Origin of the sequence: Desulfotomaculum sp. 1211_IL3151, from assembly GCF_036763075.1 — a bacterium.
Lineage (GTDB): Bacteria > Bacillota > Desulfotomaculia > Desulfotomaculales > Desulfotomaculaceae > Desulfotomaculum.
This window is the reverse complement of record NZ_JBAIYV010000036.1, coordinates 1-25,994: the sequence shown is the minus strand read 5'-3', so window position 1 is coordinate 25,994 and position 25,994 is coordinate 1. Positions and strand designations below refer to the sequence as shown.

The 25,994-nt window shown below is 45.7% G+C and carries 24 protein-coding genes, 2 riboswitches and 2 other annotated features; of the genes, 19 read left to right on the top strand and 5 right to left on the bottom strand.

Annotation, left to right across the window (positions count from 1 at the left end):
- Nucleotides 1-30 precede the first annotated feature (30 nt).
- Both V6C11_RS09660 and V6C11_RS09655 read right to left on the bottom strand, forming a co-directional pair.
- The gene (locus V6C11_RS09660; protein WP_333530950.1) at nucleotides 31-1,611 is read right to left on the bottom strand and encodes a sodium:solute symporter family protein; all 1,581 of its coding nucleotides are present in this window, start codon (nucleotides 1,609-1,611) and stop codon (nucleotides 31-33) included.
- 42 nt (nucleotides 1,612-1,653) lie between these two features.
- Nucleotides 1,654-1,761 carry a symporter small accessory protein gene (locus tag V6C11_RS09655; protein WP_333530949.1) on the bottom strand — a complete coding sequence of 36 codons (108 nt, stop codon included), beginning with the start codon at nucleotides 1,759-1,761 and terminating at the stop codon, nucleotides 1,654-1,656.
- A 152-nt stretch (nucleotides 1,762-1,913) separates the two neighbouring features.
- Nucleotides 1,914-2,161 (bottom strand) — a binding site (T-box leader).
- A 353-nt stretch (nucleotides 2,162-2,514) separates the two neighbouring features.
- Nucleotides 2,515-2,633: riboswitch (molybdenum cofactor riboswitch) on the bottom strand.
- Nucleotides 2,634-2,668: 35 nt separating this feature from the next.
- A riboswitch (molybdenum cofactor riboswitch) is annotated at nucleotides 2,669-2,787 on the bottom strand.
- 145 nt (nucleotides 2,788-2,932) lie between these two features.
- Here V6C11_RS09655 and V6C11_RS09650 point away from each other — a divergent pair.
- Nucleotides 2,933-4,678 (top strand): DUF2339 domain-containing protein, encoded by a 1,746-nt coding sequence (locus V6C11_RS09650; RefSeq protein WP_333530948.1) that lies wholly within the window; start codon nucleotides 2,933-2,935, stop codon nucleotides 4,676-4,678.
- Nucleotides 4,675-5,907, top strand: a complete 1,233-nt coding sequence (locus V6C11_RS09645; protein WP_333530947.1) for a DUF3999 family protein — start codon at nucleotides 4,675-4,677, stop codon at nucleotides 5,905-5,907. Before V6C11_RS09650 ends, V6C11_RS09645 begins: the two co-directional genes overlap by 4 nt.
- Before the next feature lie 32 nt (nucleotides 5,908-5,939).
- On the opposite strand, the gene V6C11_RS09640 is transcribed toward V6C11_RS09645, so the two are convergent.
- Nucleotides 5,940-6,623, bottom strand: coding sequence for a Crp/Fnr family transcriptional regulator (locus V6C11_RS09640; protein WP_333530946.1), 684 nt, complete (start codon nucleotides 6,621-6,623; stop codon nucleotides 5,940-5,942).
- Between the two features lie 19 nt (nucleotides 6,624-6,642).
- The gene (locus V6C11_RS09635; protein ID WP_333530945.1) at nucleotides 6,643-7,398 is read right to left on the bottom strand and encodes a class I SAM-dependent methyltransferase; all 756 of its coding nucleotides are present in this window, start codon (nucleotides 7,396-7,398) and stop codon (nucleotides 6,643-6,645) included.
- Nucleotides 7,399-7,578: 180 nt separating this feature from the next.
- Between V6C11_RS09635 and V6C11_RS09630 the strand changes: the two genes are divergently transcribed.
- From V6C11_RS09630 to V6C11_RS09610, 5 genes are all read left to right on the top strand, one after another.
- Entirely contained in the window at nucleotides 7,579-8,040 is a 462-nt protein-coding gene (locus tag V6C11_RS09630) for a NapC/NirT family cytochrome c (RefSeq protein WP_333530944.1), read from the top strand.
- 6 nt (nucleotides 8,041-8,046) lie between these two features.
- Nucleotides 8,047-9,330, top strand: a complete 1,284-nt coding sequence (locus V6C11_RS09625; protein WP_333530943.1) for an ammonia-forming cytochrome c nitrite reductase subunit c552 — start codon at nucleotides 8,047-8,049, stop codon at nucleotides 9,328-9,330.
- Nucleotides 9,330-10,517 carry a cytochrome c biogenesis protein ResB gene (locus tag V6C11_RS09620; protein WP_333530942.1) on the top strand — a complete coding sequence of 396 codons (1,188 nt, stop codon included), beginning with the start codon at nucleotides 9,330-9,332 and terminating at the stop codon, nucleotides 10,515-10,517. The genes V6C11_RS09625 and V6C11_RS09620 overlap by 1 nt, the downstream gene beginning before the upstream one ends.
- Nucleotides 10,514-11,365 (top strand): c-type cytochrome biogenesis protein CcsB, encoded by an 852-nt coding sequence (gene ccsB / locus V6C11_RS09615; protein ID WP_333530941.1) that lies wholly within the window; start codon nucleotides 10,514-10,516, stop codon nucleotides 11,363-11,365. The genes V6C11_RS09620 and ccsB overlap by 4 nt, the downstream gene beginning before the upstream one ends.
- Nucleotides 11,366-11,850: 485 nt before the next feature.
- Entirely contained in the window at nucleotides 11,851-13,140 is a 1,290-nt protein-coding gene (locus tag V6C11_RS09610; RefSeq protein ID WP_333530940.1) for a BsuPI-related putative proteinase inhibitor, read from the top strand.
- 46 nt (nucleotides 13,141-13,186) lie between these two features.
- On the opposite strand, the gene V6C11_RS09605 is transcribed toward V6C11_RS09610, so the two are convergent.
- The gene (locus V6C11_RS09605; RefSeq protein ID WP_333530939.1) at nucleotides 13,187-13,411 is read right to left on the bottom strand and encodes an FmdB family zinc ribbon protein; all 225 of its coding nucleotides are present in this window, start codon (nucleotides 13,409-13,411) and stop codon (nucleotides 13,187-13,189) included.
- A gap of 236 nt (nucleotides 13,412-13,647) precedes the next feature.
- Between V6C11_RS09605 and V6C11_RS09600 the strand changes: the two genes are divergently transcribed.
- The 12 genes from V6C11_RS09600 to ileS all read left to right on the top strand — a co-directional run bounded on the left by V6C11_RS09600 (nucleotide 13,648) and on the right by ileS (nucleotide 25,791).
- Nucleotides 13,648-15,225, top strand: coding sequence for an MBL fold metallo-hydrolase (locus tag V6C11_RS09600; RefSeq protein WP_333530938.1), 1,578 nt, complete (start codon nucleotides 13,648-13,650; stop codon nucleotides 15,223-15,225).
- 16 nt (nucleotides 15,226-15,241) lie between these two features.
- On the top strand, nucleotides 15,242-16,060 hold the full coding sequence (pgeF, locus tag V6C11_RS09595) for a peptidoglycan editing factor PgeF (RefSeq protein ID WP_333530937.1): 819 nt from the start codon (nucleotides 15,242-15,244) through the stop codon (nucleotides 16,058-16,060).
- Nucleotides 16,061-16,082: 22 nt separating this feature from the next.
- The gene (locus tag V6C11_RS09590; protein ID WP_333530936.1) at nucleotides 16,083-16,781 is read left to right on the top strand and encodes a response regulator transcription factor; all 699 of its coding nucleotides are present in this window, start codon (nucleotides 16,083-16,085) and stop codon (nucleotides 16,779-16,781) included.
- 6 nt (nucleotides 16,782-16,787) lie between these two features.
- Nucleotides 16,788-18,170: a two-component system histidine kinase PnpS gene (pnpS, locus tag V6C11_RS09585; protein WP_333530935.1), complete on the top strand. Its 1,383-nt coding sequence runs from the start codon at nucleotides 16,788-16,790 to the stop codon at nucleotides 18,168-18,170.
- Between the two features lie 258 nt (nucleotides 18,171-18,428).
- The gene (locus V6C11_RS09580; RefSeq protein WP_333530934.1) at nucleotides 18,429-19,403 is read left to right on the top strand and encodes an HlyD family efflux transporter periplasmic adaptor subunit; all 975 of its coding nucleotides are present in this window, start codon (nucleotides 18,429-18,431) and stop codon (nucleotides 19,401-19,403) included.
- A 17-nt stretch (nucleotides 19,404-19,420) separates the two neighbouring features.
- A complete protein-coding gene (locus V6C11_RS09575; RefSeq protein ID WP_333530933.1) occupies nucleotides 19,421-20,098 on the top strand; it encodes a YggS family pyridoxal phosphate-dependent enzyme in 678 nt (225 codons plus the stop codon).
- A gap of 13 nt (nucleotides 20,099-20,111) precedes the next feature.
- Nucleotides 20,112-20,549, top strand: a complete 438-nt coding sequence (locus V6C11_RS09570) for a cell division protein SepF (RefSeq protein ID WP_333530932.1) — start codon at nucleotides 20,112-20,114, stop codon at nucleotides 20,547-20,549.
- Nucleotides 20,550-20,575: 26 nt separating this feature from the next.
- On the top strand, nucleotides 20,576-20,830 hold the full coding sequence (locus V6C11_RS09565) for a YggT family protein (protein ID WP_333530931.1): 255 nt from the start codon (nucleotides 20,576-20,578) through the stop codon (nucleotides 20,828-20,830).
- On the top strand, nucleotides 20,830-21,621 hold the full coding sequence (locus V6C11_RS09560) for a YlmH family RNA-binding protein (protein ID WP_333530930.1): 792 nt from the start codon (nucleotides 20,830-20,832) through the stop codon (nucleotides 21,619-21,621). The genes V6C11_RS09565 and V6C11_RS09560 overlap by 1 nt, the downstream gene beginning before the upstream one ends.
- Before the next feature lie 31 nt (nucleotides 21,622-21,652).
- Complete coding sequence (locus V6C11_RS09555; RefSeq protein ID WP_333530929.1) at nucleotides 21,653-22,192, top strand: DivIVA domain-containing protein; 540 nt, start codon at nucleotides 21,653-21,655, stop codon at nucleotides 22,190-22,192.
- 100 nt (nucleotides 22,193-22,292) lie between these two features.
- A complete protein-coding gene (locus V6C11_RS09550) occupies nucleotides 22,293-22,580 on the top strand; it encodes a DUF167 domain-containing protein (RefSeq protein WP_333530928.1) in 288 nt (95 codons plus the stop codon).
- Nucleotides 22,581-22,712: 132 nt separating this feature from the next.
- Nucleotides 22,713-22,942 (top strand) — a binding site (T-box leader).
- 56 nt (nucleotides 22,943-22,998) lie between these two features.
- The gene (ileS, locus tag V6C11_RS09545) at nucleotides 22,999-25,791 is read left to right on the top strand and encodes an isoleucine--tRNA ligase (protein WP_333530927.1); all 2,793 of its coding nucleotides are present in this window, start codon (nucleotides 22,999-23,001) and stop codon (nucleotides 25,789-25,791) included.
- Nucleotides 25,792-25,994 lie beyond the last annotated feature (203 nt).

Genomic DNA, 25,994 nt, shown 5'->3' with positions numbered 1-25,994 from the left:
AAAGAGAAGCCGGGAGTCATTAAGGTTTTGTTATTTATTTACAGTGGATTTCTCCAATAGGTAAATCGAGTCAACCTTCTCAGATAGCAAACTGACTGTTATTAATGCAACAGCAGAAAGTGGCAGACTGATCATAATGGGGTCTATGTAGACCCAGGGTGTGCCAACGAGAGTCGTTTTACCAAAGAGTAGGTTGCTTAGGCCAAGGGCCGTCGATTCTTTAGCATGAACAAAGGCCATGAGCAGAATACTGGATGTCAGGCCTGCAATCATGCTCGCGATTACACCGGACTTTGTGGCCCGGGGCCAGAATAGAGCAGCGGTATAGGCAGGCAAAAAGGTGGCAGCGCATACGCCAAAGAAAATAGCTGTGGCCACTGCGATGATACTGCCAGGAAGTTTCAAGGCAAGATAGATGGAAGCAGCCAGGGCCACTAGGATGGAGAAACGGTTAGAAGAAAGAGTAGCGTTTTTATACAAGTCATTGCAAAGGGAAGTTCCGATTACGTGAAACTGACCGCTTAAGGTAGACATTGCCGCCGATAAAAGAGTCATCATAAATAAGTACCCAAACCAGCTGGGCAGGGCAGAACGAACATAAAGTGGGATAATACTGTCGATGTTTGGTTTTCCTGTGGCGACATCCGTAACGGCAGCAATTGAGATTTTTCCCAGGGATTGCTGAAAATAAACATTAGAGAGTGCACCAACCGTAAAGGCTACACCTGTCATGACGAGGATAAATATACCGCCCACCACCACGGCCCGGTTTATTTCCCGGGGACCCTTAAGCGTCATAAAACGAACAACTAACTGTGGTTGGGCTAACACGCCGATGCCAACGCCCATTACTAGGCTGGAAACGACGACCCACCAGTATTCTGAACCAAGTTTAGGCATGGAGGTCCAACCCAGGTGACCTTTGGCGGCCATGCTTTCTGGCACCAGGGAGGTCATATTCGTAAGTGCCTGGTGAGCAGAGGTAATGCCGCCCAGTTTGCTATAGGTCACGAAAAAAAGCAGGATCATGCCTAAAAACATGATGGAAGCTTGGAAGGCATCGTTATATAAGACACCCTTTATACCGCCGGTAATCACGTAGGCAGCCGTAATGATACCAAAAATAATAATTGCCAGATTGTAGTCTATATGCAGTAACTGTTCCAGAAAACGTCCCGAACCGATCATAACTGCAGCCGCATAGACGGGCATGCCGGCTATAATGACCAAGGCGGAAAACTTTTTTATGAATTCAGATTGGTATCTTAGTGCAATAAATTCCGGAAATGTACTAGCTCCTAATTTCTTTCCTACCAGGAGGGTTCTTTTGCCATAGACGACAAAGGCGATGAAGACACCAACAAATATCGTGCAAAAGGTTAGCCAGAGGAGACTCATGCCAAACATTGCCGCTGAGCCACCGAAACCTACAATGGCAGATGTGCTGACAAAAGTAGAACCGTAGGAAAGTGCCATTAATGAGGGATGTGTTTCACCACCCGCAAGCAGATAATCCTTTTTTGTTTTGGTATGCCGAAAAGCCAGCACAGATAGCAGAATCGTTATCCCTAGGTAAAGCAATATGCAGAGGATTAACACGTTATAATCCATATTTTACAGACCTCCTCCGGGGTCAGCCCCCTTTTTCAATCGTTAACAATCTTTATTCCAGTTTTTTATTCCGTAGGCCACACATAAACCAGCGGAAAGAATGCAAAGTATATAAGCGAGAATGATTTGGGGGTCAGCAAACCCTAACATAGATAACCCTCCTTTCACAAAAAAATAAAAAACTCCCCATCCACAAAGGGACGGAGAGTTAATCCGCGGTACCACCCAAATTGGCCATACAGGCCCACCTCTACAAGATACGGGACTTCAACCCCACGGTAAATAAAAAAGCACTTCATCCACAAAGGGACGAAATGCTAGATTTCGCGGTACCACCCAAATTGCCAAAAGGCCGCTATTACCGGTACGGGATATAAGTCCGATACCTGTTCCCTTTTAACGGCGGGAAATCCCGGCTGTACCTACTACTCTTCAGTACAGCAACTCCGGAGAGAACTTCACTCAACCATGCCTTAAAGAAGCTTCCAGTCTCGACTTCTTCTCCCTGGAAGGCTGGGTTCGACCTACTTTTCTCCATCATTGTCGATGAATATGTAATTGTTAACAAATTTAACATAACCTACTGGTCCTAGTCAATAGCAATTTTTTCTTTATTTGACTAAAGTGCCAGGAACTTTAGTCAAATAAAGAAAAAACCTGCGGTGTTGCCGCAGGTCGCCTATGCTTAGGCTTAATACATGGAGTTGTTCAATTATGGAAGTTTTAGGGGTTGGAGATCCCTAAAGTTAATTTAAAATTTTACTAAAACTGCTGGAAACTTGCCTTAACAGGCGGTCCTTCTAAAAGGGGGCCCAATTTACGGGAGACAGGCGCGACCCGGAATAAAATAGTAAAAGGGTTGGTTTGTACCCCGAAAAAGCAGCACAAACCAACCCTAAATAGAAGGTGGGTAAATGCTCTCCTTTCCAAAGGGGGAGGCTAAGCCGTTTCCAGATTAACCCTGTCGTACAAAACACCCTAGCCATAGCCTTAGGCATAATGTCTCGGAGAACGGAAATAAATTAAAAAAACCGCAACACAGTGCGGTTTAAGGTATAACAAACACACCTTACCATCCTTTCCGCACGGGAGGTGCACCTGTTTCCGGGTGAACCCTATCGGCTGGAAAACCATAACCTTTGTCGTAGGTCGCCCAGCTCGGAGGTAATTTAAAAGTCGAATATAAATACTATTCTAGCTGAAGGAGAAAATTCCTGCACTAACGATCACAAAACTATCATAATTTGTAGCCATCATTTAAAGGGATTCTTATGTTGATTTGCGAATTTTCTTCAGTTAAGAACCTTAGAGGTGGTGCATGATGACGAAGGATAAAGAGCTGCTGGAAAGAATAGAGGCATTAACTTCCGAAGTAGATAGATTAAAGGAACGGGTGGCTGTGCTGGAAGCCGGGGCCGGTGACCCAAAACAAGTGATGGGACAAAGCCCTGGTAACATTGCGCCGGATAACCAACTAAAAAACAGAATCAATGTAACTTCCCAGAGGATGAAAGGCACCTTGGTAAAGGAAGGCTTAGAAAGCCTCATCGGCGGCAAGCTTTTGAACCGACTGGGGATCCTAATATTGCTCTTTGGCTTGGCTTATTTTCTTAAATATTCCTTTGATAATCAGTGGATTGGTGAACTGGGCAGAATGGTTATTGGCTATCTGGCTGGTGTAGTTTTCTTGGTTAGTGGGGATATCTTGATGCGGCGAAATTATCGCTATTTTTCCCAGGGCTTTACCGGGGGCGGCATTGGCATTATCTATTTAACCACCTTTGCAGCAGCCAATTTTTATCACCTAATAGGTTCTGGAACGGCCTTTGCTCTATTGATTTTAACAACAGTGGCTGGTGGTAGCCTGGCCGTCAGGCAGCAGGCCTTTGGTGTTGCGGTGTTGTCGACCATTGCCGGGTTTTTGGCACCTTTCTTAATTGGCAGCGAGGAAGCCAATCCGGCAGCACTATTGGGTTATGTGGCGGTGCTGGATTTAGCGATTCTCTATCTGGCCTTTTATAAACAGTGGCGCAGTCTAAATCAACTAGCTTTTGTGGGTACTGCTCTTGTTTATGCCATTAGCCAGGGACTGAGCAATCAAGATACCAACATCTGGTTAAATCAAAGTTATTTAACACTCTATTTCGTTGTATTTGGCATCCTTGTTTTTTTATACAACATTCGCCACCAGAAGCCAACCGAAGTTAGGGATGTTTTATTGTTGGTTATCAATGCTGCTTTCTTTTTTATGGCCAGTGCAAATAATTTAGATAGTCGGTATGAAGATTGGCTTGGTTTATTTGCGATCATTTTGGCTTTGCTTTATCTAATGGTAGCTTTGGGCCTAAAAAGGAGGATGCAGGGTGATGATTTACTCTTCCTTTCATTGCTGGGTACAGGATTAGCCTTTGTCACCATTGCGATACCTTTGCAACTGGAGGAACAGTGGGTCACGGAGCTGGCTTGGACAGTAGAAGCCTTGGCTTTATTCTATGGCGGTCTAAAGGGGAAAAATATTTGGGTCCGTCGGGCTGCTATCGCCCTGTTGGTCTACGTAATACTGGTACTTCACTTGGATGGTTATCCCTATCTGGAGACCGATCCGTTACCCTTGGTCAATGCCTATTCTTTGGCGGCTAACCTATCTGTGCTTGGCTGTTTCTTAATCGCCCACTTTCTTTATAATGCGAAAGAGCTTTCAGAGCAAGAACGCAAAGGAGTGTGGCCGGCGGCAGTGCTGGGAGCCATTTTGGCAGTGAAACAAATAACCTGGGAAGTTGAGCAGGCCCTTTCCTACTTTACGCTAAGTTACTCTTTGGATTTTTCTGTTTCCTTGGCCTGGGTTGCCTTTGCACTATTTCTTATGATAGTGGGTTTAAGCCGCGATCTTAAAGGCTTTCGGTATATGTCCCTGGTTCTTTTTGGTCTTACCACCTTTAAAGTAGTATTTTTTGATTTGAGCGGTTTAGACATGATTTTCCGCATTCTTATTCTTATCATTGTGGGAAGCATCCTGGTGGGGGTTTCTTTCGTTTACCAACGGCGGGAAAAGGGGGGGCAGGTATGAAGAAAGGTTTATTACTAATCGTAGCCCTGTTGTTGTTAGCTGTACCTGCCTATGCCGATTTTCAAGAAAAAAACTGGCAGTATAAAAAGAACTTTAGGGCAGAAAAGGAAGGAATGCATGTAATACAGTTGGATACCGACATATTGGCCCATACCAAATCTGGGTTTGAGGATCTAAGGGTCATCGATGCCCGGGGGAAGGAGCTGTCTTACCAGCTGTTGCTGCCCACCTCTGAAACCTACTATAGCCAGGAAAGTACCGATGGGGTTAACTCCGGGGCGGGGACCTTAAATAACGTGATCCGGGAAAACCAGTATTCCAGCATTACCTTTGACCTGCATCAACCTACCCCCAATAATATGATCTGGTTATCCCTGGATACAGACCAGGATTACCTGCGCCAAATCAAGGTGGAAGGCAGCAGTGACAACAGGAACTGGAACTTGATCCACAAAGATAAGATCTATTCGGTGGGGAAAGAACTAGAAAATAATAAAATCATCTATCCAACGGCAGATTATCGCTTGATTCGGGTCACCGTTGATGCAGCAGAACAGAAGGCGCTAAGCATAACAGAAGCAAAAATCGGCTATACACCTGTAGAAGAGAAAGATTTCTCCGTCCTGCCAGGAAAAATCAGTAAAATTGAACAGAGTGAAAAGGATACGGTATTGATAATTGATTTGGGAGTAAAGGGGTATTTTGTTGATCATCTAACCCTAGAAGTTTCGGGGAGGAACTATAGCCGAGTGCTGGAAACCTTGCACAGCAATGATGGGGACACCTGGAGCAGTCTGTCCAATGGGCGGATCTATCATTATCAATGGTCGGATTATGCTGCCTTAGAGAATAACCTGCCCCTTAGACAAGCCTGTGCTAGGTATATCAAGCTAATCATTCACAATCAAGATAGCCCGCCGTTAGATATTAAAGAGGTTACCCTCTGGGGAGAGGTGCCTAAGATTTTAGTAGACCTTCCCGTCGGTATCAACAACCTTTGGTACGGTAACCCAGAGAGTGAAGCACCAAAATATGATGTGGCCCAATTTTCACATCTGGTGCAGCAAAAGGATTTGCCTCTATTACAACCAAGTTCCGAAGCGGTTAATCCAGATTTTGTACCCATTGAAAAACCCTGGACAGAGAGAAACCGCTGGCTGCTTAACGGAGTCATTGCCGGGGCGGCGGTTGTTTTGGGGTTTATCCTCATCCGCAATATGAAAGCCTAAGTTAAAACACCGTGCGCCGGGCACGGTGTTTTTTAACGCAATAAATCCTCTAACTTTAACCTATTTAACACCACAATTTGCTGCCGCTCCACATCGATGGCACCGGCCCGCTTAAAGCTGTTTAACATGCGGTTGATGGTTTCCCGGGAACTGCCGGTTAGGTTGGCCAGTTCCTGGTTTGTTAGGTTCATGTTAATTTTGGTACCCTGATCCTTTTTTATGCCATGTTCTTCGGACATTTTCAGCAAAGTAAAGGCTAGGCGGCGGGCGGTATCATGCAGGGCCAAATTCATTACCTTTTCCTGGGCAGTACGTAGTCGTCGGGACATAATACGCAGCATACTTACGGCCATGTTGGGGTTTTGACTGATAAGTCTTTCGATATCGGTATTGCGCAGCACGCCCACTACACAATCCTCCTGGCATTCTGAGGTGGCTGGATAATTGCCCCCTTCAAATAGCACTACCTCTGCAAAAACTTCACCGGGGTTTACGAAGTGCAGGATATGCTCACGGCCATCTTCCAGCCTTTTGGTTAACTTAATGAGTCCAGATTTTAAAAGATAGAGTGCTTCTCCTGGCTCATCCTCCATAAAAATAATTCGCCCCTTTTGATAACTGCGTTCCAATAGAAGGCTGGACAATTCATGTAATTGTTCTTCGGATAAATCGAAAAAGAGGGGCACCTTCTGTAAATATTTTATAGTAGCTTCCATGATCCATCTCCTATTTGTGCTAACTTAATTTACAGGACCTTCTGCGAAAGGTTTGTATCACTGTTGCCTGGCTATCCCAACCGTGGGATTTACGGCTAAAGCCGCCAAAAACTTGGATATCCTCAAAACCTACGGCTTGCATAAGTTTTTCCAGCTCTAAGCGGGTTAAAGGACGCAAAGGAACCTGAGCGGAACCTAAACGATGTTGGCTGCCGTTCGGTTCGTTTTTAATAAGGGTTGTTTTAAAGTCAATAAGTCCATTGGCACGAAAATCGTAGTGACGGGTAAAAATGATGCCAGCTTGGTTGTTAACAATATCCGGCAACTCAGTAATATTGCCCTTTAGGATTCGATCGTAGTTTACGGTTTGAATAATGAGGGTTCCCCCGCGATAGAGCTTTTCTTTCATTTGTGTGAGTGAGGTGGTTAGGTCTTTGTCAGTCAAGAGATGGGGCAAAGAATTGCCGATACAAATCACGGCATCAAACTTACCTTCAATATCTTCAAGCTTTCTCATATCACCGGTTATAAAGTCCACACGTAGGCCAAGTTTTCTGGCCTTTTCCCGAGCCAAGCGAATCATTTCCCGTTCGTAGTCCAAACCAACCACGGCAAGGCCCCACTTAGCAAATTCCAAAGAATAATTTCCCGAGCCACAGCCCAAATCCAATACCCTGCTGACCCCTAAATCCCCAAACACCTGCTTAAAAAACGTTAACTGCTCTTGACTTGCCGGGAAAATGTAGTCGTAATAGGGACTTAATTCTTTATACATACCACACCTCAATAAATTATTTTTCAATATAGTTTGTCCTGCATGATTTTATATCATTGTAATGGAGCAAGAAAAATATAGCAATCATCTTGGGGAAACAGTATAAATAAGTAAAATCATGGAAAATATAATGTAAGTTTCGAATAACGGAATATTCTACAAGGAAATTGTGGAGGTCGTATGAAAAGGGTCTGGCAGATATTGCTGGTGCTGGCTGTAGTAGGGTTGGGTAGTATCCTGGCAATTAAAATTCCGTTTATATCAAAACAGCTGGACGGACCAAAATTCTGTGGCAGCTGTCATATAATGAATCCCTGGGTTGATACCTATCAGGCATCGGCGCATCGGGAACATGCTACCTGTGGGGATTGTCATATTCCCCATCGTTTTATTCCCGGAGCCTTTTATAAAGCCTTTACAGGGACAAGGGATGGCTTGGAAATGGTCCTGGGACTCATACCAAACAGGATTGAAATAAGTGGTCACGGTTCCCAGGTGGTAAATGATAACTGCCTCCGCTGTCACACGAAATTGATGGAGGTTGTTGGGTATCCCAAGAATGATCGTGGCAAGAACTGTTACGATTGCCATCAAAACGAACCACACAGCCGATACTGGTATATACAAAGGGAGAGTGAATAATTAGCCATGAGAAACAAAGGACTGATCATAGCACTGTCCGTGGTGGTGGCAGCAATGATTCTTGGGGCAGTATATACCGCATTTTCCATTAATAACAGAACCTTAAGCGAAGCGGCCAGAAAGATTAACCCCCAGGAAATACAAGATAATTACGAAGCCAGTGAAGTGTGGGGTGAATACTACCCCAAGCACTGGGAAAGTTTTAATGAAGGCAGTAAATATGAAACGAAGACAAAATATGGCGGTAACAACAGAACCAGTAAACTGGAGATACAGCCCTATTTGAAAGTGCTTTATGCAGGTACCGGCTATGGCGAGGAGTTTTATGAGCCCAGGAGCCATTTCTATGCTGTGCAGGATGTTGGTGCCATTAACCCAAAGAGAACCAAGACCGGCGGTGCCTGTATGACCTGTAAAGGAACTGAGGTTCCCAGATTGATTGAAACCTATGGGGATGCTTTTTATAGTAAACCTTTCAGCGAGATATATAAGGAGGTAAAACATCCCATCGGTTGTTCCGATTGCCATGACCCGAAGACCAATGATTTGAGAATCAGCCGTCCGGCTTTGCTTGAAGCTTTTGAGCGTCAGGGTAAAGATATTACCAAAGCCACCAAGCAGGAAATGCGTTCTCTAGTATGTGCCCAATGTCACGTAACCTACTATTTCCAAAAGGATACCAAGAAGACCACTTTCCCCTGGGATAACGGCTTAAAGGCCGATGAGGTTTTGGCCTACTTTGAAAAATTGAATTTTACCGAATGGGTGCATCCAGAGTCACAGACACCCATGCTGAAGGCAAGGCACCCAGATTACGAATTATTTCAGGGTAGTGTACATCAGTCGGCGGGTGTAGCCTGTGCCGATTGCCATATGCCTTATGTTAAACAGGGTGATACCAAAATTTCTTCTCATTGGTTTACCAGCCCGGTGCACACCATGGATAAAAGCTGTACCCAATGTCACAGGGAGGGTACGGAACAACTGAAGAACATGGTTTATAAGATTCAGGACCAGCATCACGAGATTTTGGATCTTGCCGGCAATACCAATGTGAAAGCCATCCATGCCATCAAAGAAGCAGCGGCTGCACCGGGTGCTGATCAAAAGTTAATCGAAGAAGCCAGGAAGTTAAATCGTCAGTCCCAGTGGATGTGGGATTGGGTTGCTACCGCCAACAGCATGGGTTTTCATAATCGTCAGGAAGCAGCAGTATTTCTCGGCAAATCCATTGATTTGGCACACCAGGCCATTCAAACAGCCGAAAAAGCACGGGGGGCTGCGAGATAATGAATAAAATAGTTTCTGCCATTGCAGGGACATGGAGGTTTCTTACCTCCATGTCCCTGGGGTTGGCTCTTTTGTGTTTGTTAATCATTTTTTCCGTCATGGGAACCTTTCAGATGGGGATTTTTGTCTCCCCCTGGTTCCTGGGTTTAAGTGCCCTATTGACTCTGAATATGCTTGGCTGTACAGTCAGGCGGGTCAAGGGACTGTTAAAACGGGATCAGGGTGTACCGGGGGCATTAACGCATCGGGGCCACCATAGAACCCTCATCCTGGAAAATTGCCCACCCGAAAAAGCAATTCCAGAGGCAACATCTGAACTTCGTCACTTGGGTTTTCGGGTTGCAGGGAAAAAGGTTGAACAAGGGAAACTTCTCATTGGAAAAAGCAAGGGTTGGGCTAATCTAGCCTCTCCGTTACTGCATTTGGCCATGGTTTTTGTTATTGCCGGGGGTGTGGCGGGTGCTGTTTGGGGTCAGGAGCTATATGTGAAGGTTCCTGTTCCGGGTCGGTCAGAGCTTAGCAAGCAAGGTTTTCCCTTTGATATTAACGTAAAGAAATTTACCATTGACCAACATGAGGATGGAACACCCAAGCAATATACCTCCTTAATTGAAGTTTCATTAGCCAACGAAAAAAAGCTGGAAAAAGCTGTTTCTGTAAACAATCCCCTTCATTATCAGGGGGTCAAAATTTACCAAACATCCTACGGCTATCAATTGCAGGGTGCCATCAGGGATGAGAAGCATACCTTTAATTTTAATATTGAGGAAGGGGAAAGGATTTTATTAGGAGGGCCTGCCCGGCTAGAGTTGGAAGTTCGCTGGCCCAGATATGTGGTTTACAGCAATGGAATGCCCTTTTCAATGGGGATTGCAGAACTCCAGGAACCGATCCATTTAATGGAAAGCCAAGTGGTCTTTACCAATCGTATTGCCTATACCGGACTGCGTGTTAAGAAAGATCCTGGGTTGCCCCTTATCTGGCTTGGCTTTATCCTGTTCCTGCTGGCCTTGCCCGTACGTCTCTATGTAAAACCCAATCAAATTTGGTTGCTGATCTCCCCAAAGACCACAGGCACAGAGATACGACTGGCTGCCCGGCACCGACTAAGGGGCAGGGAACAGGAAGAACTACTTATTGAAAAATTAAGCGGGATTATCCGAGAGGAGCGTTCTCTTCATACATGATACCCATAACCGAACAACTTGCCTTTGATCTCACCCTTGGTCTTTATGCCCTGGGGGCACTGATATTTCTGGTCTATGCCGTTACGGAAAAAGCATCGCTGGTCAAATGGGCTACACGAATGGTGGGGACAGGCTTTTTAGCGCATACAGCAGGTCTTGTTATACGAACCATAACCGCTCAGCGTTTACCCTTTGCCAATATGTATGAATTTATCATTTTCTTTGCCTGGGGTGTGATACTGGCCTATTTGCTTACCCAACGTAAGCATCCTGTGCCGCTGCTGGGTACGGTAGTTGTGCCGGTGGCTGTGCTGCTGCTGGCGGCTGCCAGTATGCTAAATGGTACAGTGAGGCCCCTGATGCCTGCCCTGCAAAGTTATTGGCTGCACTCCCACGTGGCCACAGCCGTGCTGGCCTACGGTGCCTTTGGGGTATCCTTTGGGGTAGGTGTGCTCTATTTGATCCGTGATGCTCAACCGGTGGCCCTAGATTCCAGTGGATCTGGCAGCACAGCCCTGGCCCAGGGAGTTTCTTTGCTGCCCAGTACGGCCACCTTAGATAAACTATTGTACCGGGTGGTTGCCGTTGGTTTTGTTTTCTTAACGTTGGTGTTAATCACTGGAGCTGTTTGGGCGGAACAGGCCTGGGGTACCTGGTGGAGTTGGGACCCCAAGGAAACCTGGGCTTTAATCACCTGGCTGATCTATGCCATTTTTTTACATGGTCGTTTTACCAGGGGCTGGCAGGGGAGACGGACTGCTTGGTTGTCAATCGTGGGCTTTGCAGCGGTGATCTTTACGCTGTTTGGGGTTACCTGGCTGATGCCGGGGCTGCATAGTTATAGCTAGTCTTTAGCTATGAGCCATTAGCTGTGAGCTAAATGGGCCATGGGGTTTTGGTGCATGGCATATTGCATCCGCGAAGGGGGTGTGCTATCGTTATCCCCCATTCGCTCCTAGAGCTCCGCGCCGATAACTCTAAGACTCGTTCCGGGCGAAATCGGGGGTCGCCTTAGATTCGACGTCCTGTCTCAGCTAAGGCTGCGCGCTCGTCCTGAGCGCGCCCCCCCGATTTCGCCCTCCACTCGTCAAGAGTTATTAACGGCGCTCCGCCAAAGTCGCTCAGGGGGATAACGATAGCACCTGCTAATTCGGTGGGTTTTATTTCCCAGAAGGGCCATGGCCTAGGGTTGTGGTATTCGAGGTCCGGCTTGCGGTATTAGGATGACAAAGGCTTATGATGTCTAGCTCACAGCTAACAAGCTCACAGCACACTTCCCTTCATTTTTGCATAGGATGTGTTAAAGACTTATGCCGAAAGGAAGGGACAGTTTATGGCAGTATATATTGTGCAACCGGGGGATACTTTCTCAAAGATCGCACAGCAACATGGCATTTCCATCTCAGAACTTCAGCAGTTTAATCCCCAAGTTACGAATATCAACCAGATTGATGTCGGACAGCAATTAACCGTGCCCGATGTAGGGGGAGAAATTTCTAACAATGAGGGTAATCAGATTGAGAACAATCAAATTGAGAACAATCAGAATGAAGTAGCTGAAACAGCACCACTAACTACTGCCCAGTTAGGTAATCAAAATGAGGCCCAAGTGGCAAGTCAGTATAGCTCAACCATTAATACCATCTTACGGGTGCAAGGCATTAGTGGTTCTCAATATACCACCAGGCAGGTAAATGGTTTGTTATATATCCTGGTGATTGGCAGCGGCGATTTCAGACGGGGGGAAAGGGTTCCCATCACGCTATATAAAGTCAATGTCACCAATCGCGCGATCACTTTACGTTATAACACGGGTCAACGGTTCGAACTGGTTATACGCAGGGCTGCGGACCAGGTTGAGGTGTGGCGTTATTCCAGGGGAAGATTCTTTACCCAACAGTCCGGCACGGTAACCATTCGGCCCAATCAATATGCCATTTACCGCTATACTTGGGATCAAACAAATAATTCAGGAAACCAGGTTGCAGCGGGCAACTTCATTTTAGAGGCCTTTAATGTGGCCCAGGGATTAAGGAACCAGGGAATAAGGGGCACCTTCAGAATCAGAGCAGGTGTTACTCCAACACCCACACCAACACCTGGGCCTACCAGACCGCCGGGCCCCGGAGCCTGCACGGGTCAAAATCTGCTTACCAATAGCAGTTTTGAAAGCTGGCGCACAGCCACTCAGCCGGCGGGCTGGAATGCTACCAATGTTCGCCGTTCGAATATTGCCTTTAGTGGCCGTTATTCGGTAGAAATGGGTAACATCCCCACTGAGCAATCGACCCTAGCGCAAACCTTCCCCATCACACCGGGTAGTAATAACCGGGTTAGCTTCCGGATTGCCGAGGATGTGGAGGGTTCCCGGATGGGCAATTTCCAATTTGGTATTCAGGTACTTTTCCGTGACCGTTCCGGCAGGGTGGTTGGTGTAGCTCCCCAAGGTCCCTTTTCACCGGCCATTATTGAGGATGAAAGATTCGAGTTATTCACTTTTACCACCGGTAGGGTTCCCGGTACAGCGGTCAACGCAGAACTGGTCTTCACCTTTAATCCCCGTGCCAGCAACAGAAGCCGCATTCGCCTGGATATGGCTGAGGTACGCTGCTTAAATCTATAAGGAAAATAAAAATCCCCGGGGGAATTAATTTTAATTCCCCTGGGGATTAATTTCTACAGCCTTCGCAATTGCTGGAGGTACACCCACGACAACTGTCACCACGGCTGCCGACCAATGCACCTGGATTATTAAGGGTAAATCCGGACATCACTCTCTTGGGATGAGCCGCTTTGCATGAGGGACAAGTGATATTTTCTCCATTTTCACCCAGAGAACAGAGCTTCTGAAACCGATGCTCACAGTGTTGGCAACGAAACTCATAGATAGGCATAATGAACACCTCCGTGTTAAACATAAAAAATATGACCATACTTAGAGTAAAATTATCTGACGGTTTTGTCAAGTTTGTTACCCTGAAAATAGCATCAAATACCATGCAGCCAAACCCCATGGCCCACTTAGCTTGCAGCAATGACAAACACGAACCATAAAGACGAAAAGAAAATGAAGGTTTTTGTTATATTTTCAAGAAATAATGTAGGAGAGATTGAACGGGGAGGTTAGAAAATGTACATTCAATTTTTAGGGGCAGCCCAAACCGTTACTGGTTCATGTTTTTTAGTGGATACCGGTTCCACACGTCTATTGGTGGATTGTGGTTTATTTCAAGGCTCTAAGGAAATTAAAGAGCGTAACTATCGAAATTTCCCTTTGTCACCTTCTAGCATAGACTATATTTTATTAACCCATTCCCACATCGACCATAGCGGTCTCATTCCGAAATTTATTAAACACGGTTTTAAAGGAAAAGTCATTGCCACCTCTGCTGCTGTGGATTTATGCGAAATATTACTGCCAGACTGTGGGCATATCCAAGAGATGGAGGTTGAACGTAAAAACCGTAAATACCGCCGGCAAGGGCGGAAATTGATTGAACCTATTTATACCGCGGAAGACGGTGCCCGGGCTTTAAACTTTTTTGAAAGAGTTCAGTATAATGAAATAATTCCCATTAGCCCAGAAATAAGGGTTTGTTACAGGGATGCCGGACATATTTTGGGATCCGCCATGATTGAAATGTGGGTCAAGGAAAATGGCAAAGAAACAAAGGTTGTTTTTTCCGGGGACATTGGTAATATAAACCAACCCTTTATTAAGGACCCTTCCTTTATTACGGAGGCAGACTATGTGGTGATGGAGTCTACCTATGGCAATAGGGTGCATGAAGATCTTGATAATAAATTGGAGCTTTTACAAAAGGCCATTATTGATACCTATCAAAGGGGCGGCAAATTAATTATTCCTGCCTTCGCTGCTGGCCGAACCCAGGATGTTCTGTATAGCATCAATCAATTGCGTATGAAAAATGCTATCCCAGAGATGCCCATTTATATCGATAGCCCAATGGCCATCCGGGCCACGGAAATTTTCCGTAAGAATACGCAATTTTATGACCGGGAAACGAAAGAACTAATTGCCCAGGGGCACAACCCTCTGGAAATGTCTAACATTCGAACTACTTTATCCACAGAAGAATCAATACAACTTAACTTATTCAACGGCCGGGCGATCATTATTTCTGCCAGTGGCATGTGTGATGCTGGTAGAATTAAACACCACCTGCGCCATAACCTATGGCGTTCGGAATGTACAATTTTATTTGTGGGTTATCAGGCGGAGGGAACCTTGGGACGGCGTATTCTATCTGGTGAGAAAACAGTCCGTATTCATGGTGAGGAAATTGCGGTGAAGGCAGATATTCGCCGCATTGATGGTTTTTCAGCCCATGCCGACCAAGCTGCATTATTAAATTGGGTCAAACAGTTTGCCAATATAAAAAAGGTATACCTGGTGCATGGTGAGGCGAAGGCTTCGGATCAATTGATGAGCTTAATCAATGCTGCGGGCATTCGTGCCCACGTCCCCGGTTTGTTAGAGAAGGTTGATCTGGCTCCGGATATGTTAAAACAGGCCATGCCCGAAATTTTTGTTGACACCTGGAAGAGTATTAACGAAAAGATGGCAGGAATTATGCAGGGAAATCTGTCACCATCCCAGTATTCTGTGTTGCTCCGCCAATTGGCCCAATTTGAGGCACAGGTAAATGAGGTTGCCCAGGAGAATGTGGGAGAGAATATTAGCTAAGGAGCGAAGAAGCTAAATGCAGGGAATAACGGTTGCCAATAAAGATCATTGCCAGTTTATCCAGTTTGCTGCTTTTAAGCAGGACAATCGGATTGTACATGGTTTTACCACCAGAGTAGGGGGCATCAGTCAGCAGCCCTATGCTGAATTAAATATGGCCTTACATGTGGGTGACGATCCAGGGCATGTTCAGGCCAATCGCCAGATTGCCTGCCAGGCTTTGGGTATGCCACACCAAGATCTTGTTGCAGCCGTGCAGGTCCATGGTAACCGTGTACAGGTTGTTGGTCCAGAACATCGAGGCAGGGGGGCCGTAGATTATTCTACGGCTCTGCCCGATACCGACGCTTTAATTACAAATTCACCCGGTGTACCCTTATCCAGCTATTATGCCGACTGTGTACCAATCCTTTATTATGATCCGGTGAAAAAATGTGTGGGGTTGGCCCATGCTGGTTGGCGGGGTACAGTCCAGCGAATCGCCTCAGAGACGGTACGGCAAATGGAACTAGCTTTTGGTTGCAATCCCGGTGATATTTTGGTGGGAATTGGGCCTTCCATTGGCCCCTGTTGTTACCAGGTGGATGAACCCGTTCAACAAGTGGTGGTTAGCCGGTTTAAACAATGGAGGGAACTTCTTAAACCAGCAGGTATTGGACACTGGAAACTTCACCTGTGGGAGACCAATCGCCAGGCTCTCTTGGAGGCAGCAATAAAGCCGGAAAATATTACTCTGGCTGGCCTGTGTACCGTTTGCCATAATGATATGTTTTTTTCCCATCGTGCAGAAAAAGGGAAGACGGGTCGTATGGCATCATTAATTATGATTAAGTAACCGAAAGAAAGAGGGATCGATCATGCCCAAGGTACTTGTGGTGGATGATGAGCAACCCATTCGCGAATTAATTAAGTATAATTTGGAGCGGGAGGATTATCAGGTATTGCAGGCAGGCGATGGGGATACCGCTCTGGAAATGGCCAGGGCAGAAATGCCGGATATTATTTTACTGGATGTGATGCTGCCAGGTCAGGATGGTTTGTCTGTTTGCCGTACACTAAATCAGCAAGCCAACACCCGTGCGATCCCCATTATCATGCTTAGTGCCAAGGGCGAAGAACTGGATAAGGTGTTGGGCTTGGAAATGGGGGCAGACGATTATATTACCAAGCCCTTTAGCCCACGGGAACTTCTGGCTCGTATAAAGGCTCGTCTAAGGCGGCAAACTGTGGATCATCAGCTTTCCGATGAAACAGGCAGAATTATTATTGACAAGCTGGTTATTGATCAGGAACGTTTTATCGTAGCTTATAAAGGCATTAAACAAGATTTTACCCCCAAGGAATTTGAGCTATTAAGGTATCTGGCCAGAAACCCTGGCAAGGTGTTTACGCGTGATTTTCTTTTGGAGCAAATATGGGGTTATGATTTTAGTGGTGACTCGAGAACGGTTGATGTTCATATCCGTCATATTCGGCAAAAATTAGAGCAAATCCCAGAGGCACCGCAATTTATCGAGACAGTCAGGGGCGTAGGTTATCGTTTCAAGGAGGTCTAGTTTAAAGTGCTAAAGGGGATGAGGCAGCGTACTTTAGGAAGCTATGCTTGCCTTTTTTTTATCTATTTTCTTCTTGCCATACTTTTTTACATTGGCTCAGCTAACCTTCTCACCGTGCTGCTGGGCTCTTTTTGGGCCACAGTTTTTATGGCTTGGTTAACCATCCGGCGGTTAATTAGACCGGTTGAGCAAATTACTTCTGTTGCCCAGGAGATGGCGGGAGGTTTTTTAGATACAGAAATTCGGGTAGAAGGTGAAGAGGAACTGGATGACCTGGCCTGGAGCATTAACTATATGGCGCGGGAATTGAGAAAAAATTTAATTGTAATTACGGAAGAAAGGAACCGTGCCCAGGCTATTTTAAACAGTATGGCCGACGGTGTGATTGCCCTGGACAAGCATGGCCGGGTCATTCTGATCAACCCGGTGGTAGAAGAGATATTTAAAATTAAAGAGGCTAATTGGCTTGGCGATGAACTGATTAAAGTAATTCGCAACCATGAGTTAGAAGAACTTTTTATCAAAGCACTGCATGAAATGCAGCCGGTGGACCATGGTGAAGTACAAGTAATAACACCACAGCCTAAATTATTTCGCGTTCAGGTTACTCCCCTTAAGGGAAAGAATGATGAAAAAATTGGGGTAGTTGGTCTGTTAACAGACGTAACCGAAAGGCGTAAACTGGAAAGGATGAAGACTGAGTTTGTGGCCAATGTTTCCCATGAATTGAGGACTCCCCTCACATCCATTAACGGTTTTGTGGAAACCTTGCTGGATGGGGCCATTGAGGAACCAAGCGTAGCACAAAAATTTTTAGGGATTATTAGTGCCGAAGGAAAGCGCTTAGAGAATCTTATTGATGATCTTTTAAAATTATCCCATTTGGAGGATCGGAGTACCAAACTAAACAAACAACCGGTTGATTTGGTGCATGTTATTCGCAATACCATGGAGATGTTCGAGGGACGGGCCAGGGAAAAGGATATTGCGATAACAGCGGAGATACAGGATGATCTGCCCACAGTACCGGGTGATCAGGGCTTTTTAGCCCAGGTCATGATTAATCTATTGGACAACGCCATAAAATATACAATGTCTGGGGGCAAGGTGAATATTTCGGTTGTTTTTAATCAAGAAAAGGTTGAGACCTCTGTGTCTGATACCGGCATTGGTATTCCTGAAGAAAATCTACCGCGGGTATTTGAAAGATTTTATCGGGTTGATAAGGCCAGAAGTAGATCAATGGGTGGTACGGGCCTGGGTCTTTCCATCTGTAAGCATATCATAGAAGCCCATAGTGGAAGAATCTATGTAAAAAGCAATCATCAAGGCAGCACCTTTACCTTTACCTTGCCATTAAATCCAAAGAAGCATCGAAGGTTGATTTAACTTGCGCGATCTGAAAGTATAAAAATTCTAAGGATGATCGTAGATGACTTTCATGCCGCTGGTCGGCACCATCCGAACAAGGAGAATAGAAAGCGATTATCAGGCTAGAGGAACTTGGCTGCCGTCTGCGTCTACAGACTTTGCGCAAGCCAAGTTCCTCTAGTAAAATAAGAAAAAACGCCCTTATGGGTGTTTTTTTTACAAAGGAATTCCTAACGGACCTGTCGAAATCTTTAAACTGGCATATTTAGGCAGGTGATGTTATTGGCAAGGAGATTTGCTAGCAAACCTAAAGCAAGACGTCCCAGAAAAAAGCTAGCGGCGAGGATTATGTTTTTTTGCCTAGGTTTGCTCCTCCTATTTTGGTGCTTTTTAAGTTTAAAGGATGTTGTTTATAGAAATATTGCAAGGGTTGAAACACTTCAGCCGGGGCAATTGACAGAGAAAATTGCCGTCTCAGCCCTATTGATTAAGCAGGAATACCTAATAAATGCTCCTCTCAAAGGGGTTATGAAATACTCCGTTTCAGATGGCCAAAAGGTGAAAGCCGGTACTAGCTTGGGAGTATTGGAAGCCCCCAGCATGGACACCGTATCGGGACTAAAACAGTATGCAGTGACTACTCCTGCTGGTGGTATGTTCTGTAACCATATTGATGGCTTGGAAGCTATTTTAGTACCGGGACAATTAGATGTTGTTGAAATGCCGCCTTTGGATAAAATAGATAATAATATTCCTTTGAACCCAGGGGGCAATGTTGAAAAGGGTGCCCCCATAGCCAAGGTCATTGATAATCTGACGCCAATATTTATAGCCGGGGAGCTTGAGGCCGAGAATTTTAAGCAGCTTCAAGAGCTAAAGGATGCTGAAATAAAACTAGAGTGGCAAAACCAATTGGTCAGGGTAAAAATTGATAAGTTAGAGAACAAGGGAGAAAAGAAGGCCTTTGTTTTGGTCTTGAAGAATTACCCCGATGAAATCCTCCATCACCGAACAATTGACTTTCAGATTATCACAGGGGAGATTGGTGGGTTGCTGATAAAGGAAGAAGCCCTGGTAAGCAAAGATAACAAAGAAGGTTTGTATATCATTTGGAAAGGCCTGGTTCGCTGGGTGCCCGTTAAAATAATTAAGACGTTAAATGGACAAGCAGCCATAGAAGGTGCGGATATTCAACCGGGTATGTCCTATGTAGTCAATCCAAGGTTTGTCCGGGAGGGAGACAAGCTATAGAAAAGGCGGGAATGACATTGCGTATTGCTGATAACCTTTCAATAATAAAACAACAAATTTTGGACAGTGCCTTAAAGTCTGGGAGAAATCCATTAGAGGTTTCCTTGATTGCGGTAACCAAGAATGTGTCCGCGGCTAGGGCTAATGAATGTATTGCCGCAGGGATCTTTGATTTAGGGGAAAACAGAGTTCAAGAATTACAAAATAAATTGCCAGAGGTACCGGCGGCCCGCTGGCATCTAATCGGACACCTGCAAACCAATAAAGTGAAGTATATAATCGGTCGGGTAGCATTGGTACACTCCTTGGATCGCTGGACACTGGCTGAAGAGATTGACAAAAAATCTCAGGCTGCGGGCATTGTAACACCCGTACTGGTTCAGGTCAATGTGGCCGGGGAGGAAACAAAGTTTGGCTTGGAACTTCAGGAGGCACGTGATTTTGTTGCCGAGGCTGCTGGTTTATCGGGTATTGCAATTCAAGGTCTGATGACCATTGCCCCTTTTGTGACGAACCCGGAGGAGGTTCGACCCGTCTTCAGGCAATTAAAGGGACTGGCCCATGATTTGCAAGATATTTCGGGAGTAAGGATGGATCAATTGTCTATGGGTATGACCAATGATTACAAGGTAGCAATAGAAGAAGGGGCCACTCTGATAAGAATAGGAACGGCTATTTTTGGCAGTAGATATTAAAGGGGGGGATTGGATGGCGATGGGTATGTTTGATAAGTTTTTGGGGTTTATTGGTTTTGACGAAACAGAAGAACAACAGGAAGAAAAGGAAGCGGTAGATAAAAGGGAGAATTTGCAGCAGGTTAAAAAGAAAAACGCGCCGGTGGTAAGTATTCACTCAGGTCGCCAACTTAGAGTGGTTGTTTGTGAACCTGCTTCCTTTGATGAGGCACATCAGATAGCGGAAAACCTAAAAAACCGGCGGGCAGTAGTGGTAAATTTAGAAAAGGCTGGGCCAGAGCAGGCAAGGAGAATTGTTGATTTCATTAGTGGTGCAACCTTTGCCTTAAATGGTGACATGCAGAAAGTAGGGCAAAACATTTTTCTCTTTGTTCCCAGTAATGTTGATATAGCCAATGAGTTAAGAAAAGACACCAAGGAGAAAAGTATCTTTGCCTGGGCAAAATCATAAAAAGTTATAATATGACGGGGTGAACCATGTACACTTTATTATCTTTTATTGAAGTAGCTTTTTGGGTCTATGAAATGATGTTGTTAGCAAGAATTTTATTATCTTGGTTTCCGCACAGTCCACACAATCCAATTATCCGGTTTCTTTACGAAACAACGGACCCTTACTTAAATATTTTTAGGCGAGTCATCCCACCCCTTGGCATGGTGGATATATCTCCTATCGTAGCTTTTCTTGTACTAAGGATGATTCAAAGCTTTATTTTTAACATGGTAAGATAATGAGACTAGATCGTAAGGCCCTGGTGGGTCATCTAAATAGTCCCGATGAAAAAGCTGTGTTAACGAAGGTTTTAGACTCAGTGGAAACCGTGTTAAAAAATCATTCTCCTCAGTTAACACATTTTTATGACCCGTATCATACGGGTCTCATCCTTTCCATGTTGGAACGAATTCATGGGTTGGATTTTGCCACCCAGGGTGGTTACGAAATGGCAGAAAGGACCAGAACTGCCATTTTCCCTGATTATCTGGCTGGTACAGATATCGATTATGAAATTACTCTTTTAGCTGTGGAGGGTAATTTTAAAATGGTACAGGTTAATCACAGGGATTTTCTAGGGTCTTTATTGGGATTAGGCATCCGAAGGGAAATGGTAGGGGATTTAATCGTTACCCCGAAGGGTTGCCAGGTCATGGTAGCCAAGGAGATTGTTTCTTACCTAAGGACGAACCTAACCAAGGTACATAAAGTTGGAGTGGAAGTAAGAGAGATTAACGCCGGGGAGTTAGTGCTGCCTGAGTTAAAGGTGAAAGAAATCAAAACAACCGTTGCTTCCCTCCGTTTGGATGCTGTGGCCGCTGCTGGGTTTGGTACCTCCAGAAGCCGCATTGCCCGGGAAATACAGGCGGAAAGACTAAACATAAATTGGCATACTTGTTCCAATGTAGCTGCCCCGATTCAAGAGGGCGATATGCTTTCCATGCGGGGAAGAGGCAGGGTGGAAATATCCGAGATTAAAGGAAACACCAAAAGTGGCCGAATAGGTATAGTGTTAAAACGTTATTTATAACTGGGATAAAAAAGCAGCGGAGGTGTTTCAGGTGAGTTATTTAACGCCAATGGAAATTCAGGCCAAAGGGTTTGATAAAGCCATTAGGGGCTATGATACCAAACAGGTAGACGCCTGGATGCTTAAAATAAAAGACAACTATGAAAAAATATATGTAGAAAACCATGAGTTAAAGGAACAGCTTAGTCAGAGTCAAGAAAGTATTGTCCACTACCGTGATTTGGAGGATGCTTTACAACGCACCCTGGTGATGGCTCAAAAAAGTGCTGAGGATATGAAAAAAAATGCTGAACGGGAAGCCAAGATTCTGTTGGAACAAGCAGAATTCTCGGCCCGCACCATGACCCAGCAGGCCGAAGCAGAATCTGAACGCATTGTTAAGGAAGCCTCCCACAGGGCCGAAGAAATGCTAAAGTTGGCCGAAACAAGGGTTGAGGCCATTTTATTAGAATATCGTCAGTTGGAAAAACAAGCCAAGGTATTTAGGGCCAAGTTTAGAGCCCTGTTAGAAGCCCAAATGGAGCTGATGGAGGGGAAGGTTCAGGCGGTGGAGGAGGAGAGCGTGAGCTGATAATTTAGCCGCCGCCCAGCAGCCCTTTGATCTTGGGTCAGGGACGTATCATTTCCAATTATTACCTCATAAGCTGACGGCTATTAGGAGAGTGGACTGGATGCTGGACATAAAAGAGGATCAAAATGGTGTGGTAATAAAAGTGCGGGTTCAGCCCAGGGCTGCCAAAAATAGCCTGGCCGGTGAGATGGAGGGGGCTCTAAAGGTTCGCCTCACGGCACCCCCAGTGGACGGTGCCGCCAACGAAGCCTGCTGTAAGTTTTTGGGGGAAGTTTTTGGCATTGCTAAATCCAATGTAGAGATTGTCTCTGGACATACTGGCCGGAATAAGCTAGTGCGTATACGGGGGGTCAGTGAAGCAAAGGCAAGGGCTTTGCTTTGTCGTTAGCCATGGGCTATGAAGCCCAAGGCCGATGGCCGTTATTTTCAGGCTAGCTAAAAGCTAACTGCAACGACAATAAACCTCAAATGTTGACCTTCCGAACGGTTTTGGTTATAATAGTTCTGTTTATAAATATTCTCAGAACCTTTGAACGGGGTAGTAGATGGTTGGAGGCTGTACAGAGAGTTCGGTACTTGGTGGAATCCGAATCAGTGCCATCCTTTGAAGATCGCCCGGGAGGTGCCTGCTGAAACCTGAACAACGGGGAGTAGGCTTGGTCGGCTGCGCTGCCGTTATCAGTGTATCGAGTGTTCAGGTTTTTCCTGTTCATGAGGGTGGTACCGCGGGTAAAGTAGCTCGTCCCTTTAGGGGCGGGCTTTTCTATTTTCTCAATTAAATGCAAAGGTCAGGAGTGAAATATTAGGTGGATTACGGCAAAACACTAAATTTACCTCAAACAGATTTCCCCATGCGGGGCAATTTACCCCAGAGGGAACCAGAAACACAAAAGTATTGGGAAGAAATTGATGTCTACAATAAAGTACAGGAAAAGAATAAGGGCAGAAGAAAATTTATTTTGCATGATGGCCCACCCTATGCCAATGGACATATTCACCTGGGACATACCTTAAATAAAGTGTTAAAGGATATCATTGTTAAATACCGTTCCATGAGTGGTTACGATTCCCCCTATATACCAGGTTGGGATACCCATGGTCTGCCCATTGAGCAGCAAGCAATTAAGCAACTTGGATTGAATCGCCACCAGGTTAATCCGGTGGAATTTCGGGCTAAATGTAAGGATTACGCTCTAAAGTGGGTTAACACCCAAAGAGAGGAATTCCAACGCCTGGGTGTTAGGGGTAACTGGCAAAACCCTTATATAACCCTACTGCCCAAATATGAAGCTACCCAGGTTCGGGTCTTTGGTGAGATGGCCAAAAAAGGCTATATTTACAAGGGCTTAAAACCTGTTTATTGGTGTGCCAGCTGTGAAACTGCTCTGGCCGAAGCAGAAGTAGAATATGCCGATAAAACCTCTCCCTCAATTTATGTGAAATTCCCTGTGAAAGACGGGAAGGGTGTTTTACCCCAGGATGCAGCGGTGGTAATTTGGACCACCACCCCTTGGACCTTGCCGGCTAACGTGGCCATCAGTGTGCACCCGGAATTTGAGTATGTCCTGGCTGTTGTCCAGGGCCAGAAGGTTGTTGTGGCCAAAGAATTGTTGGAGTCCTTCAAGCAAGCGGTGGGTGCCGAAGAGGCTGAGGTCCTGGCTACCTATCCAGGAGAACAACTGGAGCGAGTAATTTGTCAGCACCCCTTTATTGAAGAGAGGGAATCACTGGTTATTTTAGGTGAACACGTTACCTTGGAGGCTGGCACCGGTGCGGTGCATACAGCACCGGGCCATGGTGAAGATGACTTTCTGGTTGGTAAAAAGTACAAACTGCCGGTGTTAGCTCCGGTTGACAACCGAGGAAGATTTACCGCCGAGGGCGGCAAGTTTCAGGGTCAGTTTATTATGGATGCCAACAAGAGCATCGTAGAGGAATTAAAGGAGCAGGACTCTTTAATGGGTCACGTTCATATTAAGCACCAGTACCCTCACTGCTGGCGCTGTAAGCAACCTATTTTTTTCCGGGCCACCGAGCAGTGGTTTGCATCGGTGGATGGTTTCCGTCAGGCGACACTGCAGGCCATCCGCAATGTCAAATGGGTTCCCTCTTGGGGTGAGGATCGCATTTACAACATGGTGGAGGGTCGTGGTGACTGGTGTGTTTCCCGTCAGCGGACCTGGGGGGTGCCGATCCCCATTTTCTATTGCAATGATTGTGGCAAAGAAATCATCACGGAGGAGACCATTGCCCACGTTGAAAAACTGTTCAGGGAGCATGGCTCCGACATTTGGTTTGCTAAGGAAGCCAATGAACTGGTGCCAACGGGTTTGACTTGTCCCCACTGTGGTCAGGGTAAGGATTTCCGTAAAGAGACGGACACCATGGATGTTTGGTTTGACTCTGGCTCCAGTCACCTGGCTGTATTAAATCAGCCAGAGTTATGGCCAGAACTGCAGTGGCCTGCAGACCTTTATCTGGAGGGCAGTGACCAGCACAGAGGTTGGTTTAACTCCTCTTTATCCACTTCTGTGGCTGTGACAGGAAAGCCACCCTATCGAGCGGTCTTAACCCACGGTTTTACAGTGGATGAAAAGGGACGTAAAATGTCCAAGTCCCTGGGCAATGTTGTGGACCCCTTAAAGATCTGCGGCCAGATGGGTGCGGATATCCTTCGCCTGTGGGTTTCCTCTGCCGATTACCGAACGGATTTAGCCTTGTCTCAGAATATTTTAAAGCAAATGACCGAGTCCTACCGCAAGATTAGAAATACTGCCCGCTTCCTGCTGGGTAATCTGTACGACTTTAATCCTGCCAAGGATAAGGTAGCCTATGAAAAGATGCCGGAGTTAGATCGCGTGGCCTTGATGGAACTGCACAAGTTGAATAAGCAAGTACGTAATGCCTATGAAAACTATGAGTTCCACGTTGTTTACCACGCCATCCACAATTATTGTGTGGTGGAACTCAGTGCATTCTATTTAGACATTATCAAGGACCGTCTCTATACCGCAGTTCCAGATTCCCTGGAGCGCCGGTCGGCTCAGACTGTTCTTTACGAAGCACTGGATGCTTTGGTTCGGCTGTTGACACCAATCCTGGCCTTTACCACCGAAGAGATTTATAAATATATGCCGGTGGAGGGAGAACGTCTGGCCAGTGTACAATTATTGGATATGCCAGAAGTAAATGTTGAGTACATGGACATTGAACTGGAAAAGAAATGGGATAAAATCCATGAAATTCGCAAAGAAGTATTAAAGGCCTTAGAAGTGGCCCGTCAGAACAAGGCGATTGGCAATGCTCTGGAAGCCCAAGTCGATCTTTATGTTGCCGGGGAAGTGGCGAAATTACTCGAACCAATGGCAGGGGAGCTAACCACTCTCTTCATTGTCTCTAAAGTAAACCTACACCCATTGGCAGAGGCTCCGGCAAATGCCATGCAAGCAGAGGAACTGGAACTGGCCGTCCAGGTGGTTGCAGCCACAGGTGCCAAGTGTGAGCGCTGTTGGATGTACCACGAAGAAGTGGGCAGCCATGCCGACCACACCACCCTTTGCCCCCGCTGTGCTGGCGTGGTGACAAATACGAACCGCTAATGAACCATCCGCTTTATTGCATGGATTGCTTAAGGATCATTTTTTGGCATGGCCCACGGCTTATGGCTAAGTAAGAAAAGGGCGTGTTGCAAAACGTTTATTTGAAAACGTAGGGCGACACGCCCATTTTGATTCATGACAGGAAAATCATTACATCTTTGCAGGTTAGTTTCACTATTTAAGCCCCGTTTTGGGCATAACAA

Bases quoted from the DNA above. Each gene is read 5' to 3' on its own strand.
- V6C11_RS09660 (WP_333530950.1), bottom strand. From the start codon at position 1,611: ATGGATTATAACGTGTTAATCCTCTGCATATTGCTTTACCTAGGGATA.
- V6C11_RS09655 (WP_333530949.1), bottom strand. From the start codon at position 1,761: ATGTTAGGGTTTGCTGACCCCCAAATCATTCTCGCTTATATACTTTGC.
- V6C11_RS09650 (WP_333530948.1), top strand. From the start codon at position 2,933: ATGACGAAGGATAAAGAGCTGCTGGAAAGAATAGAGGCATTAACTTCC.
- V6C11_RS09645 (WP_333530947.1), top strand. From the start codon at position 4,675: ATGAAGAAAGGTTTATTACTAATCGTAGCCCTGTTGTTGTTAGCTGTA.
- V6C11_RS09640 (WP_333530946.1), bottom strand. From the start codon at position 6,623: ATGGAAGCTACTATAAAATATTTACAGAAGGTGCCCCTCTTTTTCGAT.
- V6C11_RS09635 (WP_333530945.1), bottom strand. From the start codon at position 7,398: ATGTATAAAGAATTAAGTCCCTATTACGACTACATTTTCCCGGCAAGT.
- V6C11_RS09630 (WP_333530944.1), top strand. From the start codon at position 7,579: ATGAAAAGGGTCTGGCAGATATTGCTGGTGCTGGCTGTAGTAGGGTTG.
- V6C11_RS09625 (WP_333530943.1), top strand. From the start codon at position 8,047: ATGAGAAACAAAGGACTGATCATAGCACTGTCCGTGGTGGTGGCAGCA.
- V6C11_RS09620 (WP_333530942.1), top strand. From the start codon at position 9,330: ATGAATAAAATAGTTTCTGCCATTGCAGGGACATGGAGGTTTCTTACC.
- ccsB (WP_333530941.1), top strand. From the start codon at position 10,514: ATGATACCCATAACCGAACAACTTGCCTTTGATCTCACCCTTGGTCTT.
- V6C11_RS09610 (WP_333530940.1), top strand. From the start codon at position 11,851: ATGGCAGTATATATTGTGCAACCGGGGGATACTTTCTCAAAGATCGCA.
- V6C11_RS09605 (WP_333530939.1), bottom strand. From the start codon at position 13,411: ATGCCTATCTATGAGTTTCGTTGCCAACACTGTGAGCATCGGTTTCAG.
- V6C11_RS09600 (WP_333530938.1), top strand. From the start codon at position 13,648: ATGTACATTCAATTTTTAGGGGCAGCCCAAACCGTTACTGGTTCATGT.
- pgeF (WP_333530937.1), top strand. From the start codon at position 15,242: ATGCAGGGAATAACGGTTGCCAATAAAGATCATTGCCAGTTTATCCAG.
- V6C11_RS09590 (WP_333530936.1), top strand. From the start codon at position 16,083: ATGCCCAAGGTACTTGTGGTGGATGATGAGCAACCCATTCGCGAATTA.
- V6C11_RS09580 (WP_333530934.1), top strand. From the start codon at position 18,429: ATGTTATTGGCAAGGAGATTTGCTAGCAAACCTAAAGCAAGACGTCCC.
- V6C11_RS09570 (WP_333530932.1), top strand. From the start codon at position 20,112: ATGGCGATGGGTATGTTTGATAAGTTTTTGGGGTTTATTGGTTTTGAC.
- V6C11_RS09565 (WP_333530931.1), top strand. From the start codon at position 20,576: ATGTACACTTTATTATCTTTTATTGAAGTAGCTTTTTGGGTCTATGAA.
- V6C11_RS09560 (WP_333530930.1), top strand. From the start codon at position 20,830: ATGAGACTAGATCGTAAGGCCCTGGTGGGTCATCTAAATAGTCCCGAT.
- V6C11_RS09550 (WP_333530928.1), top strand. From the start codon at position 22,293: ATGCTGGACATAAAAGAGGATCAAAATGGTGTGGTAATAAAAGTGCGG.